The 21,905-nt window shown below is 41.6% G+C and carries 20 protein-coding genes; 4 read left to right on the top strand and 16 right to left on the bottom strand.

Annotation, left to right across the window (positions count from 1 at the left end):
- Positions 1-33: 33 nt before the first annotated feature.
- From AAEU29_RS15240 to AAEU29_RS15270, 7 genes are all read right to left on the bottom strand, one after another.
- Positions 34-1,290 carry an efflux RND transporter periplasmic adaptor subunit gene (locus tag AAEU29_RS15240; RefSeq protein ID WP_421974120.1) on the bottom strand — a complete coding sequence of 419 codons (1,257 nt, stop codon included), beginning with the start codon at positions 1,288-1,290 and terminating at the stop codon, positions 34-36.
- 179 nt (positions 1,291-1,469) lie between these two features.
- Complete coding sequence (locus AAEU29_RS15245; RefSeq protein ID WP_421974121.1) at positions 1,470-3,380, bottom strand: DNA topoisomerase III; 1,911 nt, start codon at positions 3,378-3,380, stop codon at positions 1,470-1,472.
- Between the two features lie 69 nt (positions 3,381-3,449).
- The gene (locus AAEU29_RS15250) at positions 3,450-3,932 is read right to left on the bottom strand and encodes a hypothetical protein (RefSeq protein WP_421974122.1); all 483 of its coding nucleotides are present in this window, start codon (positions 3,930-3,932) and stop codon (positions 3,450-3,452) included.
- 331 nt (positions 3,933-4,263) lie between these two features.
- Positions 4,264-4,746 (bottom strand): hypothetical protein, encoded by a 483-nt coding sequence (locus AAEU29_RS15255; protein WP_421974123.1) that lies wholly within the window; start codon positions 4,744-4,746, stop codon positions 4,264-4,266.
- A 238-nt stretch (positions 4,747-4,984) separates the two neighbouring features.
- On the bottom strand, positions 4,985-6,604 hold the full coding sequence (locus AAEU29_RS15260; protein ID WP_421974124.1) for a PepSY-associated TM helix domain-containing protein: 1,620 nt from the start codon (positions 6,602-6,604) through the stop codon (positions 4,985-4,987).
- A complete protein-coding gene (locus AAEU29_RS15265) occupies positions 6,601-6,927 on the bottom strand; it encodes a hypothetical protein (RefSeq protein WP_421974125.1) in 327 nt (108 codons plus the stop codon). Before AAEU29_RS15265 ends, AAEU29_RS15260 begins: the two co-directional genes overlap by 4 nt.
- Positions 6,920-7,189: a hypothetical protein gene (locus AAEU29_RS15270; protein WP_421974126.1), complete on the bottom strand. Its 270-nt coding sequence runs from the start codon at positions 7,187-7,189 to the stop codon at positions 6,920-6,922. The genes AAEU29_RS15265 and AAEU29_RS15270 overlap by 8 nt, the downstream gene beginning before the upstream one ends.
- A 120-nt stretch (positions 7,190-7,309) precedes the next feature.
- Between AAEU29_RS15270 and AAEU29_RS15275 the strand changes: the two genes are divergently transcribed.
- On the top strand, positions 7,310-9,364 hold the full coding sequence (locus AAEU29_RS15275; RefSeq protein ID WP_421974127.1) for a TonB-dependent receptor: 2,055 nt from the start codon (positions 7,310-7,312) through the stop codon (positions 9,362-9,364).
- Positions 9,365-9,453: 89 nt separating this feature from the next.
- On the opposite strand, the gene AAEU29_RS15280 is transcribed toward AAEU29_RS15275, so the two are convergent.
- Positions 9,454-10,365: a flagellar motor protein MotB gene (locus AAEU29_RS15280; RefSeq protein ID WP_421974128.1), complete on the bottom strand. Its 912-nt coding sequence runs from the start codon at positions 10,363-10,365 to the stop codon at positions 9,454-9,456.
- Between the two features lie 3 nt (positions 10,366-10,368).
- Complete coding sequence (gene pomA / locus AAEU29_RS15285; protein WP_421974129.1) at positions 10,369-11,130, bottom strand: flagellar motor protein PomA; 762 nt, start codon at positions 11,128-11,130, stop codon at positions 10,369-10,371.
- Between the two features lie 235 nt (positions 11,131-11,365).
- Here pomA and xseB point away from each other — a divergent pair, with 235 nt between their 5' ends.
- The 3 genes from xseB (at position 11,366) to dxs (ending at position 14,433) form a co-directional block, all read left to right on the top strand.
- Positions 11,366-11,599 (top strand): exodeoxyribonuclease VII small subunit, encoded by a 234-nt coding sequence (xseB, locus tag AAEU29_RS15290; RefSeq protein ID WP_421974130.1) that lies wholly within the window; start codon positions 11,366-11,368, stop codon positions 11,597-11,599.
- A 26-nt stretch (positions 11,600-11,625) separates the two neighbouring features.
- Positions 11,626-12,498: a (2E,6E)-farnesyl diphosphate synthase gene (gene ispA, locus AAEU29_RS15295; RefSeq protein ID WP_421974372.1), complete on the top strand. Its 873-nt coding sequence runs from the start codon at positions 11,626-11,628 to the stop codon at positions 12,496-12,498.
- A 69-nt stretch (positions 12,499-12,567) separates the two neighbouring features.
- Positions 12,568-14,433, top strand: coding sequence for a 1-deoxy-D-xylulose-5-phosphate synthase (gene dxs, locus AAEU29_RS15300; RefSeq protein WP_421974131.1), 1,866 nt, complete (start codon positions 12,568-12,570; stop codon positions 14,431-14,433).
- 71 nt (positions 14,434-14,504) lie between these two features.
- On the opposite strand, the gene AAEU29_RS15305 is transcribed toward dxs, so the two are convergent.
- From AAEU29_RS15305 to AAEU29_RS15335, 7 genes are all read right to left on the bottom strand, one after another.
- Positions 14,505-17,624: a diguanylate cyclase domain-containing protein gene (locus AAEU29_RS15305; protein WP_421974132.1), complete on the bottom strand. Its 3,120-nt coding sequence runs from the start codon at positions 17,622-17,624 to the stop codon at positions 14,505-14,507.
- Positions 17,625-17,638: 14 nt separating this feature from the next.
- Positions 17,639-18,109: a phosphatidylglycerophosphatase A family protein gene (locus AAEU29_RS15310; protein WP_421974133.1), complete on the bottom strand. Its 471-nt coding sequence runs from the start codon at positions 18,107-18,109 to the stop codon at positions 17,639-17,641.
- Positions 18,110-18,120: 11 nt separating this feature from the next.
- A complete protein-coding gene (thiL, locus tag AAEU29_RS15315; RefSeq protein ID WP_421974134.1) occupies positions 18,121-19,089 on the bottom strand; it encodes a thiamine-phosphate kinase in 969 nt (322 codons plus the stop codon).
- A gap of 34 nt (positions 19,090-19,123) precedes the next feature.
- Positions 19,124-19,537, bottom strand: coding sequence for a transcription antitermination factor NusB (gene nusB / locus AAEU29_RS15320; protein WP_421974135.1), 414 nt, complete (start codon positions 19,535-19,537; stop codon positions 19,124-19,126).
- Positions 19,538-19,546: 9 nt separating this feature from the next.
- Positions 19,547-20,011 carry a 6,7-dimethyl-8-ribityllumazine synthase gene (gene ribH / locus AAEU29_RS15325; protein WP_274762547.1) on the bottom strand — a complete coding sequence of 155 codons (465 nt, stop codon included), beginning with the start codon at positions 20,009-20,011 and terminating at the stop codon, positions 19,547-19,549.
- Between the two features lie 97 nt (positions 20,012-20,108).
- On the bottom strand, positions 20,109-21,221 hold the full coding sequence (ribBA, locus tag AAEU29_RS15330; protein ID WP_421974136.1) for a bifunctional 3,4-dihydroxy-2-butanone-4-phosphate synthase/GTP cyclohydrolase II: 1,113 nt from the start codon (positions 21,219-21,221) through the stop codon (positions 20,109-20,111).
- 24 nt (positions 21,222-21,245) lie between these two features.
- On the bottom strand, positions 21,246-21,905 hold the full coding sequence (locus tag AAEU29_RS15335) for a riboflavin synthase (RefSeq protein ID WP_421974137.1): 660 nt from the start codon (positions 21,903-21,905) through the stop codon (positions 21,246-21,248).

The following is a 21,905-nucleotide window of genomic DNA, read 5'->3' on the forward strand; positions in this document are numbered from 1 at the left end:
TCCTTCAAAATTCGTTATTAATGTGGTTTTGGATTAGTTAAGCGCAACACGTGCATGACGTGAAAATTCGCTTTGCTCAGAGATGACCACCTGATCACCCACGGCTAATCCAGTTACAATTTCAATTTCGGTACTTGATGCTTTACCGTAGGTCACCGCCACTTTTTCAGCGTAACGGCCATTTTCAACCAGTTTAAAAGCACTTAGGGTGCGCTCAGCTTGCGAAAATGCTGGGCGGCGAACATATAAGGTGTTACTTTTTTTAGCGACTATGATGTCGCCATCAACAGAAAGATCTGGACGCGCTTCTTGTGGTAATGGAGTTTCAAGCTCAACATCCACTTGCACTGTACCTTCTACAACTGCAGGGTCGATGCGTTTCACTATGCCCATAATGGTGTTAAAGCGAGTATCAATCGATACACTCTGCCCAAGCGCGATAGCGGATGCTTTAAGCTCTGGGATTTTTAATTCAGCAATTAAATCATCTTGCTTAGCAAATTTAGCAACATTACTACCAAGCGATACTCGCTGACCTAATTCAAGCGGCATTGCCTGTAAAATACCTGAAACTGGCGCCAGTACTTTTAGTGATGCAAGCTGAAATTCGGCACGCTCAATGGTTTTGTTTAGCTTTTCCAAACGCGCTTGCTGCGCGGTAAGGTTGGCCTTTAAATTTTCACCAAGTTGCATTTCACGGCGTTTATCAATCGCAAGGGTTTCTTTTAACTGTGACACAGTTAATTTTGAGCTTTCGTAATCAAGGCGAGACACCGTAGCGTTGCCTTTTTGAATTAATTGCTCTTCTGCTTGCAAACGCATATTGGCTTTATCGTAGGCCATTTTGGTTTGCAGCAAGCTTGCCTGCATATCCAGTAATTTGGTTTGTTGGCTTACTTTTAGTGCAGCTAGCTCTGCTTCAAGCGCTGTGCGCTCCCACTGTAACTCTTCCACTTTTTGCTTTAGTTCAGGGTTAGCAAGTTCAACAATTAAGTCGCCTTGATTAACCGCTGCGCCTGGCTTCATAAGAATTTTTTCTACTTTACCCTCAACATTACTGGCAACCCAGCGCACATCGCGCGGCGCTAATACACCGTGACCCGATACCTTAATTGTAAATTCACCAGCTTTAACTTCTGCTGTAAGAAGGTTTGAACGTTTAACAGTTGCACTTGCAAAATCCACCTTCGCAACGCCATAGACGGCGCCTGCAAAAAGTGCAGCTGCCATTGAAAATACTACTGCTTTCTTTTTGTAAAACGGTGTTTTTTTAGTTTTGATAATGTCCATTTTAAATGCCTAATCTGTTTGCATTGGTAATAGACTTGTATCAAAGAGCGTGCCAAACAATAAAAATAAATATTAACAATAAGTTATAGTTAATTTACGGTTTTAAGTTTTTTACTACATCCCACTTTTGGGATGACTTTTAAAAAACTACATCCCAAAAGTGGGATGTGGTTTTTTACTTAACTGGTTGTTTTTGCTTTGCGTTTATAGCGGCGCTTAAACGGTTTTTGTTTTGGCGGGGGTAAATGATTAAAGCCACTAACAGGTGTTTTACAGGCAAGTTCAATATGCCCTTGTAGCTCATTAAGTAGAGGTGACATAAAACTAGTATAACTACCATGCTTTTCAGCGATTTGCGTTAATTGTGCTTCCCAAAGCGCTGTCATATCGGGCTTTGTTAATTTTTCAGGTAATACATTAATGAGGGCTTTGCCGGTTTCGGTGGCTAATATGTGTTTACCTTGACGCTCTAAAAAACCGCGTTTAAACAGCAATTCAATAATGCCAGCGCGTGTGGCCTCAGTGCCTAGGCCGTCGGTGTCACGCAGGATTTTTTTTATTTCAGCGTCGTCCACATAGCGCGCAATACCCGTCATGGCACTTAACAAGGTGGCATCGTTAAAATGTTGCGGTGGCTCTGTTTGCTTTTCAACTAAGCGCCCTTGTTGGCAGGTAAATCGTTGTCCTTTTGAAAGCGCAGGCAGAGTGACTTCATCTTTTAATTCGCTTTTACCCATCAGCACTTTAAATCCTAGCTGGCTTTCGCGCTTTGCCGTCGCTTTAAATTTACCGCCAGCAATTTCAACCAACACGGTTGTGTCGTGATAAATATAATCAGGGTAAAACAGTGCTAAATATTGGCGGCAAATAAGACCGTAAATTTTTTCTTCTTCAAAGCCTAAGCTCGCACTTTTAAGCTTTTTACTGGTGGGAATAATAGCGTGGTGCGCCTCTACTTTTTTATCATTCCAACACTTATGCTTGAGCGAGGTATCTGCGTTTCCAATCAGCTCGCTTGTTTGCCCTTTGTTATTTTCCATTGCGCTAAGCACTTGTGGCGCTTCAAAAAAATGCTCATTTGGTAAATAGCGATTATCTGAACGTGGGTACGTAATCAACTTGTGCTTTTCATACAAGCTTTGGCAAATATCCAATACTTTTTTGGCTGGCATTTTAAATAGCTTTGCCGCATCAATCTGTAGTGCCGATAAATTATAAGGTAAAGGCGGCGCTTGTTTTTTAGTTTTTTCTTCAACAGATAACACCTGCCCTTGCTGCCCCGTTATCCGGCTAATCACATTTTCACAGAGGCCCTTATGCAACACACGGCCATCTTCATCTTGATATGGCAAGCACGCCTCACTTGGCAGCCATTTAGCTTGAAATTGCTCACCTTGTTCTGTGATATTCTCGGCGATTACTTCAAAAAAAGAGCGGCTAACAAAGTTTTCGATTTCTAAATCGCGACGTACAACTAAGCCTAAAATAGGTGTTTGCACACGACCCACTGATAGCACTCCGCTATAACCGCCTTGTTTACCTTTAATGGTATAAGCACGGGTTAAATTCATGCCAATTAACCAATCGGCACGAGAACGCGCTAACGCAGAAACAGACAGCGGTATAAAATCACGATTCGACTTTAAATTGGCAAGCGATTTTTTAACGGCATTTAAATTAAGGTCGCTAATCAGCAAACGTTCGGTACTATCAAGTTTTGTTTTTGATACTTTTGCCTCACTAATTACTTCATCCACCAGCAATTGTCCTTCTCGGTCAGGGTCGCCTGCATGCACAAGCTGGCTGGCTTGCTTAATTAGCTTTTTGAGCAGGGTAAGTTGTTTGCGAGTTTTGGCTTTGGCTTTTAATTGCCAACTGTCAGGCGCGATAGGTAAATCAGCTAAATTCCACTTTTTATAGCGTTCATGGTATTCGTCGGGTTCTGCAAGTTCCAGTAAATGACCAATACACCACGACACCACATCACCATTACCCACAATAATATGGCCATCCATTTTTTTATGAGGTTTTGGCAGCGCATCTGCGATAGCTCGCCCTAAAGACGGTTTTTCTGCAATATAGAGTTTCAAATCAAAATAAATAACTGTATATAATTACAGTTAACTATATCGCATTACAGAATAAATGCTAATAAAGAATTAAGCAGGTTGTGGTTTTGCAAAGAGTTTGTTTTTTAAATAAACAAAAATCGGTAACCAGCAGAGCGCTACAATCGCTGTTTCAAACACAGGGTATATAAATTGATATGGTACAAGTGAAAAGTTAAAGCTATTAAAGCCCATATCCATCGCTCGAAAAGCATTAAGACAAATAATAGGAATGCAAAAAAGCTGACCAAGCACAGATTGACGCCAAGAGACTTTATCTTTTAACCCTAAATAAGCGATAGTTCCCATCCAAGTTAAATCATGCATTAACCAAACAAAATAACGATATAAATTGCCAGAGTCCCATTCGATTAAATAGGGGAAATAAAAATTAGCGAGTAAAAAGAAAAAAGCGGTAGTTCCAGCAAAGATTGCTCCTTGTTTTTGCTTTAAAATAACAAGAAGTATAAATGAGAGAATAACTAATAAAGTGTGATATCTGCCTAATGAAATAAGCAGCTCGTTAAGTTGCATGCTTTATTCTTTTTTTATCAGTTCCATTACCGCCAGAACCATTATCACCACCCGAGCCACCGGTACCTGGCATATACGAATACTTATCTACTGTTTTCATAATTATCTTCCTGTAGTTGCTTTACCTTAAGGCACTTTACAAATTTCTTTATATGCTCAAAAACACAATTATTTTTAAGAGTGATAAGTTAGTTTCGGGTTTAGGCAGTGTATGCGCAATAGCACGTCCTAAATAAGGTTTTTCTACACTATAGAGTTTCAAGGTTAACAAGTTAACTGTATATAATTACATCTAACTATATCGCATTACAGAATAGATGCTAATAAAGAATTACGCGGGTTGTGGTTTTGTAAAGAGTTTGTTTTTTAAATAAACAAAAATCGGTAGCCAGCATAACAACACAATTGCAACCTCGCATAGAGGGTAAACAATCCTATAAGCAGTTGTTGATATATACATTTGAATAAATTGCATATCCAATGCTCTAAAAAAATTAACTGCAAGTAGAGGTATGCAAAACAGCTGACCAAGAACTGACTGGCGCCAATGTATTTTATCCTTTAGCCCTAGATAAGCTATTAACCCCATCCACAAAGTATCGTGTAAAATCCAAATAGGATATCTGTAAAGTTTATTAGAGTCCCATTCGATCAAAAACGGATAATAAGTTATCCCAATGAAAAAGAATACAAAAGTTACAAAGGCAAATAACGCTGATTCCTTATCTTTAAGCAGAAAAAGAATAATAGCTGCAATAAAAATAATGGAAGTATAATAGTTGCCCGTTATAACGAGCAACTCAACAAGATTCACTTTGAAATCTACTTTTTATCTGGATCACCGCCTGAACCACCGGTACCTGGCATATAAGAATACTTATCTACTGTTTTCATAATTATCTCCTTGTAGTTGTTTTGCCTTAAGGCACCTTACAAATTACTGAATATGCTAAAAAACACAAGTATTTTTTAATGAAAAGTTATTTCATTATATTACAAATACACGCGCAACTAAGTTTGTTAGCGTGTATTTGGTTATAACTACTATTAAGCTACTTTGTGACAGTGAGAGGTACTTCAATAGCCTGTGTTTGTTGGTTTGCCGAAGCCCAAATGCTATTTTGCTCGCCTGAGTAGAAACGTTTTACACATTTTTGATGTGCTTTAAAGTAAATAAAGGCACACAGCAGCGCAAAAAGCTCTATACCAATTTGTGATAACCCGTTTGCAGGCCAAATGCCAAAAGAGGGTATAAATAACGCAATAATCGATGTTAATGGCACCCATAAACACGCCACAATACTGACTTTAATTAAACTTATCGCGGCTTTTGCTGCACCAATTGAATAGCTTAAAGCAAGCGCCCCTATAAAGCAGCTATAGTAAATCCACATGTAGGCATGGTTAATATTTATGCTAGTCATGCTTAGCCATTTAGTGAGGGCAAAACAACTTATGACCCCAAGTAATGAGCCCAAGCACACCCCAATGGTGAGTTTTGCCATAAATTGCACTGACTTCGTTTGTTTACCTTGCTTTTGCCTGCGCTTTTCAAGCCAAAGTAAGTTGCCAGTGTAGAACAAAAATGCGCCGGCAAGCCCCATCACAAAATACAACCAACGGCCAAAGTTACCGCCATAACTGCCAAAATGCAGCGCAAAGTAAGTACTTACCGCATTAACCCAAACACCTTGATCACCACTTGAGATACTGCTGGTTTGAATGTCGAGGGTGTAAGGGTGCATAAAAATAAAATCGGTATTTGGCCCGCGCATTACTTCATTTTCGTTTACTAGTGAAATCGCCGCATTGGCACGCGCACCACTTAGCCCCGACAAACGAATTTCACTCACTTGGTAACCGGGCGCATAAGCTGCAGCTGTTTCAAAATAATCTGACAGCGTTGGTAATTGGTCTAGCGCGTATACCTGTTTGTTAGGTGGATCACTTGGGAACAGTTCATTATCGCCATACACTTGCGAAAGCCCCGCATAGAAGAAATCGTGAAAAGCAAACACCACAGCAGTAAAAGCAATAATGATATGAAATGGCAAACTGGCAATACCCACTAGATTATGACTATCAAGCCAAAAACGATTGGCGCCTTTTGCGCTACGAAGAGCAAAAAATGACTTAGTTAATGTGGGTAATAGGAAAATAACTCCAGACACTAACGCAATAAAATACAAAAGCGCAGCAAAACCCATAATAAATTCACCCAACATATGGTGCCCTGCTACTTCACCTAAAATACCGCCAGTGCGATGCAACATATCAACCAAACCAGAGAGTTCATTTACGGTGGCATCTTGAGTGATAATCTCACCCTGTTCATCAACTGTAGCGTGCACTGTTTGGTCATCAAGCCTCAATCCACGACCACCGCCTTGGCTGTACCAAGTAAAGGGTGATTGCGTATTTTCAAAGCTGATAACTAACTCTTTTTGTGCTTCGGGGTAATTGGCGAGCACTTTCGGTAATGCGGCTTCGATGCTTGCTAAATCAGTTTGTGGCAGCTGATAACTTGGCGGTGTTGCCCAATCATCAATTGCTGAGCGAAACATGGTAATACTGCCAGCAAAAAATCCAATAAACAAAAATAGCCCTGCGACAATACCTGTCCAAGTGTGTACGTTTTGGTATGTCCTTAAAATATCGCTTTTGATTTTCATAGCGCACTCCTTAATACCATCCAAACGCCATAAATAACTAAATTTGCTAAACCCAGTTTGAGCCATGCCTGCTTGCCACTTCTAAACAAGTAAATCAGTGACAATACACACATCCAAATTGGTGCAACCAACCACATATTAAATTGCACTCGCCATAACGCGCGTTCATTTGAAATAGTTTGATTAACATTGTCTGGACCAAACCACGCAAATAGCGCAATTAAGCCATAGCTCAGCAACAGTCCAAGAAAAATACCCGCTAAGGTTTTAGACCACCAATCAGCTTGCATTTTGATTTGTTGCTTACCTGCATAATCACTCATTTGTTTTTCCTTTAGTTAAATGGGCGAACGTGGGAAGCAAAATAATGCTTAACATAATCACCATTAAGCTAATAAATATTGCTGCCGAAAGTGCATATTTAAGTGCCATAGTGGTGATTGCCACGATAATAAGCAGATAGGCAACAGGCCTTAATTGTTTAGGCCAAGTTTTGGCAAACACCATTTGATGTTTATTAGAAAAATACAACAACGCGACTGCTAACAGCATTATTGCTATTGGCAGCACAGAAAAATAATCCATTTTTGCCCCTTCGAGTGTTGTGAATAAGAGATAAGTTATAATTTACATGATAATCATTTGCATTTAGAATAGCGTTTTTTAACTCTACTTTCAATCTCTTATAAAAAGGAATTACCCCAAATGCCTAACGTTAAAACGATTGGTGATTTTAAACTACACACGCTTTCTTTACTTGTTTTAACTTCTTTGTACTCAACGGCTAGCAAAGCCGAAGATGATCAAACTCTCGAATCAATAGAAAAAATTATTGTGATTGGTGAAAAAGCAGACCGCACCTTAAAAGATACAGCTTCGAGTGTGTCAGTCATTGCAGAAGAAACACTGCGTTCATTACAACACATAACCATTAGCCAAGCGGTATCTGAAATTCCTAACGTGGTAACACTTACAGGCTCCGTACCGGATATTCGCGGTGTTACAGGCAATGGTTCTGCAAGTGGATTTAATGGCGTAACTGGTGGTGCTCGTGCGCGTGTTTCAACATCAATTGACGGTGTAACTGAACCCTTTATGGCTGATTTAACAGGCGACAGCGGCATTTGGGATATTGAACAAATCGAGGTGTTTCGCGGACCGCAATCAACAAATAACGGTCGCAATAGTTTAGGTGGTTTAATTTACATAAAAACCAAAGATCCAAGCTACGACTGGGAAGGTGCAGCAAGGTTAGGCTATCGCAATCAAAACCAATATGTTGACAGTTCATTTATGGTATCGGGTCCGTTAATTGATGAGCAACTGGCATTTCGCTTTACTGGGCAACTGCTTGATGGTGAATCATTTGATAACAGTGTTATTTACGATACGCATAAGCCAGATTTTGACTTAAACGAATTAAAAACGACCCGTATAAAAGCAAAATTATTATGGCAGCCAAGCGCTGTTAAAGATTTTTCAGCCTTAGTTACGCTCTCGGATAATCAAGAAAAAGGCGATAGCGGCCGAAAATACTACACTGCGGATGACCCGTGGAATTACATTCCAACTGGTCAACGTTATATGGATACCGACTCAACCACGTTAAGTGTAAAACTCGACTATCAGCTTTCAAATAGCATCGCATTTGATTTATTAGTAGCGGGTATGGATTATCAATGGGGCTTTGACAGCTACGATATGAATATTGCTAACCAGCAAAGCCTAACGGTAGATGAAGACAACCTAACACTTGATGGCAAAATGCGTTTTGGATTAAACAATGCACAATTTTATGGCTTTGTTGGCCTTGCCTACTTTGAACGTGAACAAGATTATCAAAGTATTGGTGGCTCAATTTACCATGGCCACGATGAAAGCGACTCTAAAGCCATTTATGGTGAAGCTAGCTTCGTATTTGCTGACGATTTTACCTTAATTGCAGGTGGCCGTGTTGAGCGTGAGTCACAGTATCGCGATTTTGTGATGGATCAAGCGTCAGTGCTTGACCAAGCAAATACCATTACCTTACCTAAACTGGTTTTACAGTATGCAATTTCAAACAACACAACGGCAACAGTAAGTGCGCGCAAAGGGTATAACGGCGCTGGCGGTGCACTGGATTGGTATGCTGGTGAATATTACTACTACGATTCTGAATCGGTAAATACGTTTGAAGCGGGTGTACGTTCAAGCCTTAACAGTGGCAATATCAACCTAAGTGCAAACCTCTTCTATAACGACTATTCAGACTACCAAGCAACTGACTATAACCGTCGAATTTCTAATATTGATACTGTTACAACATTTGGTTTTGAAGCAGAGGCAAGCGCAATGCTAACTCAAGACTTTAAAGTAAATGCAGGCCTTGGCTTAATGCGCTCTGAAATTAAAGACTCCAGCCCTGAGTACGAACATGTTAACGGCAATGAACTAAGCTCAGCGCCAGGCATTACTGCTAACTTAGGCGCAAGTTACTGGCTAACCGATGCTTTATCGGCGCAAGCATCAATTAATTATGTCGATGAATATTATGGTGAAATCACTAATAGTGAAGAGCGTATGGCGGGTAATTATAGCGTTGCCCGTGTGTCGCTAAATTACGAACTGGAAAACTGGATTATTAATGCGTTTGTTAACAACCTGACAGATAAACAAGCGACAACAGTGTTTGAGCCTGCGGGCAGACGCTACCCTGATGGTTACGCAGCAATTATTGACCCACGCACAGTTGGTGGTTCGGTAACTTATCGCTTCTAATTTAGCTAACTGTCTATCCAAAGTTAATATTAGTTAAGCAAAAGGCCTCATAGTAATGAGGCCTTTTTTGTATCAACTGTGGTTTATGTTTACTGTAAATCGATTGGTGTCGACTCTTTTGCCTTACCTTGCATAATTGAGATTTCAACACGACGATTTCGGCGGCGCGACTCGTCATCTACATTTGGCTCTATCGGCCTTGTATCTGCTCGGCCAATCACCACCATACGGCCTTTATCAAACGACGGTGCTTTTTGCATTTCAGTTGCTACTGCAACCGCTCGTTTTGCTGATAAATCCCAGTTATTGGTATACAGCTCATTACTTACCTGAAAATCGTCAGTATGACCTGATACTGTGATTTCACCTGGTACATCATTAAGTAATACTGCGATTTCTTGAATAATTGGCTTAAATTGCGGTTGTAAAAACGCACTGCCCGATGGGAATGAGCCATTTTCACGAATGCGAATAATAATTTGCTGCCCTAATGATTCAAGTTCAATTGCACCATCAATAATTTGTTGTTCAAGTTGCTGCGCTATTTTCTTCAGCAGCTCATTAGTTTTTTCTTGTTGTGCTTCACTGGCAGTTTCTTTTGAGGTACTTGATGATTCACCACCGCGACGATTACCGCGTTGCTCTTGCCTACCACCGGCACTGTCTTCTTCACCCGCTTGAAACTCCAACATTTGCTGAGTCATTTCAACGGTTTGCTGTTGAATGGTTTCAATTGGTGTAGGGTCAGGCTTACCAGGGCGAAATTCCATAGCGATTACACTGGTACCCTTTGGAATGTCTTTTACTTCGATTTTGTTTTGTACACCAAATGCAAACTTCATCGAGCCAGCAATTTGCTTGAATTTCAACACATCCATTTCTGAAAACGCTAATAATAATACGAAGAAGCACATTAAAAGCGACATCAGATCAGCAAAGGTGCCCATCCAAGCCGGCAGTCCGGGGGGCGGGCATTTACATTCTTCAGCTTCGTCCGACATAACTTACCCCTCGGTATCTACTGCACGTTTAGATTCAGCTAGGTAGTTTTTCAAAATACCTTCAATTACTTTTGGGTTTTGTCCATCTTGAATACCTAAAATCGCATCTAAGATAAGTTTTTGGTTTAATGCTTCTTCATCCTTACGGTTTTCAAGTTTAGCTTGAATAGGAATGGCAATTACGTTGGCAAGGAACGCACCATACAGGGTTGTTAAAAGAGCTACCGCCATCGCAGGACCAATCGCTTTTGGGTCATCCATGTTAGATAACATCGCAACCAGACCAATCAAGGTACCAATCATGCCCATTGCAGGGGCAACGTCACCCAGTGCTTTAAATAAACCAGCGCCGGCTTCGTGCCTTGTGGTAGTAAGGCTGATGTCTTTTTGTAGTGTAGCACGTACCACATCTGCGTCGTGGCCATCTACCAACATATCAATGCCTTTACGCATAAATTGATTGGGAATTTCTGCTTCTTCAAGCGCTAAAAAGCCCCCTTTACGGGCTGCATCTGCAAGCTCTACTGATTTTTCGATTAACTCTTCTGGCGCTTCAATTTTAAACATAAAGGCTTTGCCAGCCACTTTACCTATGCCAAAAAATTGCCCCATCGTGTAGTTTGAAAGCACTACGAATAATGAACCACAAAATACAATTAATACTGATGGCACATCGACAAACATGCCAAGATCACCACCCATTACCATTGCCATCACAATGAAACCGACTGCGCCGACAATGCCTATAACCGTTGCTAAATCCACTTTGACTCCCAGTTGTAATGCTTATAAACCAAGTTTGGGTTTTAAAATTTGAGGCTCAATATGCTTACTCAAAGGTAAGATATCGTAACTATTATAATAATTTACTTTTATTTATCGGCAAGCGCTAGCAAAGTATTAGTGAAATTATTTTGCCTATTTAACAAGTTAAATTGAATTAGCGAGTCAATAACCATAAAATTAGGCCTCTTTATTTTAATTGCGTGACAGGTATCCCATGGCGAGCAAAAAACCCGAGAATTTAAGCTTTGAAGAAGCCATTTCTGAACTTTCTACCATAGTGAATGAAATGGAACGCGGTGACTTGCCACTGGAAACAGCGTTAAAGCACTTTGAACGCGGCATAGCATTAGCTTCTGTCTCATCAAGTAAACTTGAACAAGCGCAACAAAAGGTGCAAATCTTGATGGGCCAAAATGATTCGGCCCAACTCGTCGATTTTAACCAATAGGCTGTCAATTGAACTCTATTGAAACAATTATTTCTGCGTATTTACCACGTATAGAAAAAAATCTCAGCGAACTCACACCAAACACGCTCGAAAGTGACGAAAAACTCGTTGCAGCGTGTCGCTATAGCTTATTAAATGGCGGCAAGCGACTACGCCCAATTTTAGTGTATTTAACCGGTGAGCTATTCGCTGCTAAAGATGAAGATTTAGATCGCATCGCCTCTGCCATTGAATGTATTCATAGCTATTCATTGGTGCATGACGATTTACCCGCAATGGATGATGATGATTTACGCCGCGGCCGCCCCACTTGTCATATTGCATTTGATGAAGCGACCGCTATCTTAGTAGGTGATGCTCTACAATGCCTTGCGTTTGAAACCATAACCGAAGCGCCATTTGTAAGCACATCAGCACAAAACCAATTGAAAATTGTGCATACTTTGGCGAATGCATCTGGCTTAGTAGGCATGTGTGGCGGACAAGCCCTTGATATAGCTGCAACCGATTCAGTGATTTCCCTTGCACAACTGGAACGTGTTCATAAGCTAAAAACAGGGGCACTATTAAAGTCAGCAATTACTATGGGCGCACTTGCAGGTAATGCAAGTGAGATAGAAATTGCGGCGTTAGCGCGTTATGCTGAATCAATTGGCCTTGCCTTCCAAGTGCAAGATGACATTCTTGATATTGAAGGCGATACGCAGACGTTAGGCAAACCGCAAGGTTCAGACCTTGAAGCAAATAAAGCCACATACCCTGCACTACTGGGATTACAAGGCGCAAAAGAAAAAGCGCACTCGCTTGTGAACCAAGCAATTGATGCTTTGTCAGAAATAGACGCCGATACAGGTCGACTCAAAGCCATTGCAGAATATATAATTGCTAGAGATCACTGATCCCTAGTGCGCCAAATAACTTACAACAATAAATTGGCGACTTATTTTTAGGATAGAATTTAAAACATCATGACATTTGATAGTAGCAAGTATCCGTTATTAAGCTTAGCCAATACGCCGGAAGAACTGCGTGATATTCCGCAGCAAAACCTTGCTGAGCTCAGTAACGAACTGAGAGATTACTTACTTAATTCCGTTTCACAAAGCAGCGGCCACTTGGCATCTGGCTTAGGTACTGTTGAATTAACAGTTGCCCTGCATTATGTGTACAACACACCGTTTGACCGTTTAATTTGGGATGTTGGCCATCAGGCTTACCCACATAAAATTTTAACGGGTCGCCGTGAGCAAATGCACACCATTCGTCAAAAAGACGGCCTACACCCGTTCCCTTTCCGTGAAGAAAGCGAATACGACACATTCAGCGTTGGTCACTCAAGTACCTCAATTTCTGCTGCGCTTGGTATGGCACTTGCCGCAGAAAAAGAAGGCCAAGACCGTAAAGTTGTGGCGGTAATTGGTGATGGTGCTATGACTGCTGGTATGGCATTTGAAGCGATGAATCACGCAGGTGACTTAAACCCAGATATGCTGGTTATTTTGAACGACAATGAAATGTCGATTTCAGAAAACGTGGGCGCGCTTAACAACCACTTTGCACGTATTCTTTCAGGTAGTTTTTATACCAATATTCGCGAAGGCGGTAAAAAGTTACTTTCAGGCATGCCACCAGTAAAAGAGCTGGCAAGTCGTATGGAAGAGCACCTTAAAGGTATGGTAATTCCAGGCACCTTCTTTGAAGAGCTTGGCTTTAACTATATTGGCCCGATTGATGGCCACGACGTTGGCATGTTAACTGACACTCTTCGCAATATGCGTAACTTAAAAGGGCCTCAGCTGCTTCATGTTCGTACGCAAAAAGGTAAAGGCTACAAACCAGCGGAAGCTGATCCAATTGGCTACCACGGCGTACCAAAGTTTGACCCAAGTGAAACGAGCTTACCTAAGTCAAAACCAAGTGCACCGACTTTCTCAAAAGTATTTGGGGATTGGTTATGTGATATGGCAGCAAAAGACCCTAAACTAATGGCTATTACACCTGCCATGCGTGAAGGTTCAGGCATGGTACGCTTTTCAAAAGAATTCCCAAATCAGTATTACGATGCAGCAATCGCCGAGCAGCACGCTGTTACGCTTGGTGCAGGTTTAGCGTGTGAAGGGTTAACGCCTGTTGTCGCGATTTATTCGAGCTTTTTACAGCGTGGATACGATCAACTTATTCACGATGTCGCACTGCAAAACTTACCAGTGATGTTTGCCATTGACCGTGCAGGCCTTGTTGGTGCCGATGGTGAAACTCACCAAGGTGCTTACGACTTAAGCTTTATGCGCTGTATTCCAAATATGGTGATTATGGCGCCAAGTGATTTAGATGAATGTCGTCAAATGCTTTACACAGGTCATCTTCATCAAGGGCCAAGTGCCGTGCGCTATCCTCGTGGCAGTGCTGGCGAGTTATTACCAAATGACACCATGACAACACTTGAAATTGGTAAAGCCAAAGTCGTTCGTGAAGGCAAAGACACAGCTATTCTAAGTTTTGGTACTTTACTCGATGAAGCTAAGAAAGTTGCAGAAGAGCTTGATGCAACACTATTAGATATGCGCTTTGTTAAACCGCTTGATGGTGATGCAATTAAGCAACTGACTGAAACTCATAGCACACTAGTTACACTTGAAGATAATGCGCTAATGGGTGGTGCAGGCTCTGCGGTTAATGAATTTGTTATGGCTGAAAAGTTAAATATTCCTGTGCTTAACTTAGGCCTACCAGATGTGTTTATTAAACATGGTACGCAACAAGAGATGCATGCGGAGCTTGGCTTAGATGCCAACGGTATTGCACAAAGTATCAAAGACTACCTTTCTAAGTAGCCTATCTTATTAGAGTTCAGGTTTCAGAAACTTTCTGAAATCTGAATTCTTAATCCTGACACTCAACAATTTTAAATTTCTGAAATATGTAGCTTAGCTTGCTCAGTTTCAAGCAGCATTTCTAGCTGACTCGCAATGCGTTCACTGTCTTCAAATTCAAATGCATCTATATTATCTGAAAAGCTAAAATAGGCCACACTGCCCGGTTTTTTCGCCTTCGCTTTTTGCAGCGCAATGTCCGCAATTTTAATTGAAGTTTCCCAGCTAATAATTTGCCCACCCAGTAATGGAAGTGGATAAAACGCCCAGCCCACAGAGCCTGTTAATTTGGCTTTGCGGCCATCAGGCATCACAAACTCTTGCTCTGCAAGTTGGTGACTAATACTGCGCGCAAACTGATGCACAGCCCCTTTTTGCATGTCTCTGAGTAGAATAAGAAACTCATCGCCACTCCAGCGAACAACATAGTCGGCACCAAGCACTTGCTCAGTTAGCATCGAGGCAATTTGCTGCAAACAGTTATCACCAGCGAAAGAGCCAAACACATCATTCACATGGCTAAATTTATCTAAATTCAAAATCAGTAACGCCATACATTTACCCTGAATTTCAAGGCTTTCGCGGTTACTTTGGAAATGTTCGATATCTTTTGGCAGCTGGTCAAACAAGAAGCGACGGCTGCGAAGACCGGTCAATTCATCTGAGTGACTGACCAGTTTTAACCGATCATTTGCTTCATTAAGCTGCTCGTTCGCTGAGATAAGGGCTTGGGTACGCGTCTCAACTAAACGCTCTAGTTCTTCTTGCTTACGGCGCTCTTGATTGCGATAGAACAGAAACACAATATACAGAGCAAGAATAAACGACATGACTACGATTAAACGAAACACCACGGTTTCATCAAACGCTTTTGGAATGATGAGCGTTTGCGAAATGGTATCGGCGCTACTCCAATCTTGCGCTGGACGCTTTGCTTGTAACTCAAATACAAACTTACCAGCAGGTAAATTCGCATAGTTTGCTTCGCGACTGTTATTTGCTTCACGCCACGCACCATCAAGGCCAACCAAACGATAACGGAAATCGATATTCGACGCCGACTGATAATTTATTGCGGTATAACCGAGCGTTAGATTTCGCTCTTGGGTTTTGAGTGTCAAAGTATCCATTTCTGGCACTGGGTAAACATGTTGTTCACCACTATTATCGGCAGTTACGGTTTCAATAATCGGCCTAATGTCACTTTCGCTAAAAAGGCGGATATTCGTTGGAATTTCAACTAACCCCGATTTACTCGGATACCATAAACTCGAATCTAGTGATGCAATCGCCCCGAGTGCATAACCTGAACAACATTGACTGGTTTTGCCATCAAGTTGTTTATTGTATGGCGAAATAACTTGTTCTACTTGCAGTGAATGGGCGTTCTCTTCAAATTGTTTTACCGGCATACGGTAAACGCCTTTGCTGGTACTGACCCATAAATGTTGTAAAGCCTCGTCAAAATACAAACTTAAAATAGGGCCATACGGTAAACCATTTGAAACATCTAATTGACGCCAAACACGCTTATCACTGCGGTAAAAAAGACCGTTATTCTGGGTTGCAACAAACAATTTATTTTCAACTGGCAAAATAAAACTGATATGCGATTCTGCAAGGGCACTGCCCATTGCTAAACGTTCAATGCCACGCTCATTGAAAAAGTAAGCGCCGCGTGAAGTGCCTAAATAGCCATTACCATTTTGTTCATTGATAAAGGTGATATATTTGCTATCAAGAAACGAGTTATAAACAAACGAGCGAAGGCCATTAAATGCGAGGCGATACAAACCTCTGTCAGTCGCAATCCATAAACCGCCTTGTTCTGCACTTTCGATTGCAAACACCGCTGTAGAACGAAGTGCCGCAGCATCGAGTTTACGAAGCTCTTTATTATCGTAGACAAAAGCACCTCGGTTGGTGGCTATAAATAAACGCCCGCCTTGAAAATGCAAGTCATGTACAGTTAAACCGCCCAATTTGGCAGCAGCGATTTCAAGCGTAAACTTGTCTTTATCATCGAGATAACCAATGCCGCTGCTAGTAGCAAGCCACAGCTGATTATCTTGACCAAACTTTAGTGTGGTGACTGGCTGATTTAATCCTTTGCTGTCACGGTGACGTTTCACTTGGCTTGGACGCGCTTGCCATAAACCTTCCGTTAAACTAGCGAGCCAAATGTTATCGTCTTGGTCACGGAAAATATCTGAAAACCAGATGGTTTGTTCAAGATCAGATGGCTCAATCCATTGCCAAATACCACTGCTATCGCGATACAGCAAGCGTCCTTTGGTTGAGACCCACAGCGACCCATCCGAGTCATACATAAACTTATATACTGTGGCGTTATTTGCATAGGGCAATGAAAAAGGTCTTAACTCTTGGTCAATATCTAAAAAGTAAGCGCCCACTTCCGATGCAATAAACAAATCACCCTCAAGCCAAGCCATATCATACAGTACTGACTGGGCTAAGCGTTGTGGCAGTGAAATACGCTCTGTGATTTCAAAACGGATTTTACCAGTTGTGGCATTTGCCAAACTTTGTAAACGAAGCAAAAAGCGATCGTTAATCAACCAAATACCATCTGGCGAAAGTGCCATTTTGCGCACTTCACCAATCAGTTTTACTAACGCGTTACGTTTATTGCTGAAGTTATTATTGGTGTCGCTCACACCCAGCAGTTGAGAGATGGTATTGAGTTTTTTGTTGGAGTACAGATAAAGGCTGTTTGATGCAATCCAGATACGACCGTTGTTATCTTGTACAATATCGCGAACTGGACCATTTAAGCTAAAGCGTTCAAAGCTAAGCTCACTTGGGCTAAATTTTACGAGCCCATTGTCAGTACCAATCCACAGAAAACCATCGTTGTCGAGCAATAAGCTGTTAATTGCATTACTGGGAAGAAAGTCACTGTTGTTAACATTGAAATTGGTGAAGCGGTTACCGTCAAAACGGCTTAAACCAAACTGAGAGCCAATCCATAAATAGCCCTGCTGGTCTTGTACAATATTTTTAAGTGATTGTGATGCAAGTCCGTGCTGAATATGCCACTGCTTAACCACATAATCATCAAGCGATGCGTAGGCAAATTTAAAGGTACTTAAAAGTACTAAGGTTAATAACAGTATTAAGCGAAACAGCACGGTTTATCTCATTATTAAATTAGCCCGTAATAAAGCACTAACTGTAAGCACCCTAGGGAAAATATTCCAGCTAGAATATCGTCCACCATAATGCCAAAGCCACCTTTTACGTGTTTATCGAGCAACTTGATCGGCCAAGGTTTAACAATATCGAAAAAGCGGAATAAGATAAAGCCAACCAGCAAGGTTTGCCAAGAAATAGCCGCGCCAATCATGGTGATATAAAACCCAGCAACCTCATCCCAGACAATGGAGGGATGATCATGAACGCCAGCATCGCGACTTGCCACATCGCAAAACCAAATACCAATGCCACAAATTGCAACAGCCACAATCAACTGCAACCAAAGAGGCGACATCATCGTTAGTAAAATAAAAGGGATTGCTGCAAACGTACCGAATGTACCTGGTGCTTTAGGTGCAAGGCCTAAACCAAAACCTAGTGCACAAAAATGCGAAAACTTTTTTAAATTAAATTGTGCCACGCACACTCCTATTACTCTGCATTAAAATGCTCAAAACCACCCTGTTCAAGAGCGAAAGGCTTACCATTTAATGTTAATTCTACTTTGCCTGTGTAATTTGTAATTTGGCCAACACAACTTATTGCAACACCATATTGTTTAAGCGTCATTTCAACGGTGGTTCTGTGCTCTTCTGGCACGGTGAACAACAATTGATATTCATCACCATAAGCTAATGCATAATTAAGCGCAGCTTCAAGTGGCAACACTTCTTTAACCGTTGCAGCCAGCGGAATATTTTCAGCAAACAGTTTTGCGCCCACACCTGACATCTGACAAATGTGACCAATATCGGCAATTAAACCATCCGAAATATCAATACAGCTAGTTGCTTTGCCACGTAACATTTGCCCTGCTGCCACTTGTGGCGTTGGGTAATCAAATGCTTTATTGGCATCATTGAATTGCTGCTCAGTAAGCGATACCTTGCCATACTTGCTATCAATGGCAAGCCCTGCATCACCAAGTGTGCCAGTAACAAAAATCCAGTCACCATTTTTTGCACCACTTCGCGTCAGCGCGCAGCCATTTGGCACGAAACCTTTAGCACAAATACTAATCGTCAACGGGCCTTGCGTAGTGTCACCACCAACAATTTGCACATTGTAGTACTCAGCAATTTCATGCATTCCCTGCGTGAATTGCTCAAGCCATTGAGCCTCTGCTTTTGGCAAGGTAAGCGCCACAGAAATCCACGCAGGCTCAGCTCCCATAGCAGCGAGATCACTAAGGTTTACGGCAAGTGCACGATAACCAAGTGCTTTTGGGTCAATATCTTTAAAGAAATGAACCCCTTCAACAAGGGTATCGGTGGTTACTGCCAACTGGCAGTTTTCTGGCACATTAATTAGCGCCGCATCATCACCAATACTTAGTGACACATCCTTGCGTGCGACACCGCGCCCTTTGAAAAAGTGAGAGATTAATTCAAATTCTTGCATGCACAAAAAAGCCGGCCTAAAGCCGGCTCTCCAATTATTTTTTTCTAAGCTGATTTTGGGTCTTGTCTAGCACCCCATTAACAAACTTATGGCTATCTTCAGCGGCAAATAATTTTGCCAGCTCAATACCTTCGTTGATAGCAACTTTGTAAGGTACGTCTTCACGGAACTTAAGTTCATAACAAGATAGACGCAAAATCGCTTTTTCGATTAAATCGATGTCGTCAAAAGGACGATCTAAATGCGGCGTAACAGCCTCATCTAGCGCCTTATGATTTACCGCAACACCACGCGCTAAGTCTTTAAAGTAATCAACGTCAATTTTGCTTACATCGTTTTCAACAAGCATTTGTTGTTCGATATCTGCAACCGGATTACCGCTTACTTGCCATGAATAAATTGCTTGTAACGCCAGTTTACGGGCTTTACGTCTAGCTGCTGGTTTCATTAAGTACCCTTAAATTTGTTCTAACAGGTTAACCATTTCAAGTGCGCCAAGTGCAGCTTCGCCGCCTTTGTTGCCCATTTTGGTGCCTGCACGCTCAATCGCTTGTTCGATGTTTTCAGTTGTTAAAACACCAAACGCTACAGGAATATCATAGTCTAGCGATACACTTGCTAGGCCTTTATTTGACTCGTTAGCAACTAAGTCAAAGTGCGGTGTACCACCGCGGATAATCACACCAAGTGAAATGATTGCATCGAATTCTTTCTTTGCTGCGATGCGCTTTGCTGCTAAAGGAAGCTCTACAGCACCCGGTACATAAACAACGGTAATATCGTCATCGTTTACGTTACCAATACGCTTTAAGGTATCAACTGCACCATCAAGTAAGCTTTTACCAATGAAATCGTTAAAGCGAGAAATAACGATAGCAAACTTTTTCCCTTGAGCGTTTAATTTACCTTCAATCACTTTCATTTTATGCCCTTCTCTTTGGCTAATTCATTTATCGCGCAATCGCAAAGGCGCGGATTTTATCATACTAAATTAAATTTTTTTAGGCTTATTTTTAAGCTTATTTCGGCTCAACGTATTCAACAACTTCAAGACCAAAACCTGAAATTGCATGATACTTTTTCGGCATGCTCATTAAGCGCATTTTATGAATGCCTAAATCAGCCAAAATTTGTGAACCAACACCTACAGTACGCGAGGTGCCTTGGAACTTACGCACACTTGGGCTTTCACCTTTGTCTTGCGCTTCAAACGCTTTAAATAACGCTTCTAAATCTTCTGGATTTTCGTGTCTTGCTAAAATAACTAACACGCCTTCATTTTCGGCAATGTACTTCATCGCGCCTGAAAGCGTCCAGCTGCGATCAGATGCGCGATCTGAAAGCAAGATATCATTAAACGTACTTTGTAAGTGAACACGTACTAAGGTTGCATCGTTCTCTTTAACGTCACCCTTTTTCATCGCATAGTGAAGCTCACCGTCAATAGTGTCTTTGTAGGTGATTAAATCAAACTCACCGTGCTCTGTAGGTAGCTTACATTCAGCAACACGTTCAATAGTGGCTTCATTTAAGTTGCGGTACTCAATTAAATCAGCAATGGTGCCCATTTTTAAACCGTGCTCTTTAGCAAATACTTCTAAGTCTGGACGACGCGCCATGGTGCCATCTGGATTTAGAATTTCGACAATTACTGACGATGGCTCACAACCTGCTAATCGCGCTAAATCACAACCCGCTTCAGTGTGTCCTGCACGGGTTAAAACACCACCTGGCTGCGCCATAATTGGGAAAATATGACCCGGCTGTACAATATCTTCAGGCACTGCACCTTTTGCCACAGCCGCTTGCACTGTGCGTGCGCGATCTGCTGCTGAAATACCCGTTGTTACACCTTTTGCCGCTTCAATCGACATCGTAAAATTAGTCGAAAACTGTGCACCATTATTGCTTACCATCAGCGGTAAATTAAGCTGCTGACAACGCTCTTGTGTAAGCGTTAAACAAATCAAACCACGGCCGTGAGTCGCCATAAAGTTAATTGCATCGGCACTAATGTGCTCAGATGCCATAATTAAATCGCCTTCATTTTCACGGTCTTCGTCATCCATCAGAATGACCATTTTACCTTGGCGGATATCTTCAATAATTTCTGCTGCAGTGTGTAAGCTCATTTTGTTACCTTTGCTTGCGACTGGTTATCGATTCATAAAGCCAGCTTGCGCTAGAAGCTCATGAGTGAGAGTGCTTGTCGGTTTTGATTCTTGTTGTGGCATCAGTAATTGCTCTAAATAACGAGCAAGTTGATCCACTTCTAAATTCACTTTGCTACCTACTTTAAAGCCACGAATAGTGGTTTCGCCTGCAGTGTGAGGCACAATAGTTAGCTTAAATTCATTGCTGTTTATTTCGTTTACAGTAAGGCTAATCCCATCAATACATACAGAACCTTTATACGGGATGTATTTGACTAGATGTGAAGGTGCACTCAGCCAGTACTCAGTAGCACGTGCATTAGGTTCAATACGGGTGACGGTTGCAATACCATCAATGTGACCCGAAACTAAATGCCCGCCCAAACGCGACTGCGGCATTAAGGCTTTTTCAAGGTTAACCGTTTGTCCAACTTGGTAGCTTTCAAAGTTGGTGAGAGATAGGGTTTCTTTTGACACATCAGCAACATAACCTTGCCCGGTTAATGCAATCACGGTTAAACATACGCCGTTAGTTGCGATGCTATCACCTAATTTAACGTCGCCTAAATCCAGTTTGCCTGAGTTAATAGTAACGCGCATATCACCTGCAATCATTTCAATTGCAGCAACAGTACCCGTTGCTTCTATAATGCCTGTAAACAT

The organism is Pseudoalteromonas aquimarina, assembly GCF_049257255.1.
Lineage (GTDB): Bacteria > Pseudomonadota > Gammaproteobacteria > Enterobacterales > Alteromonadaceae > Pseudoalteromonas.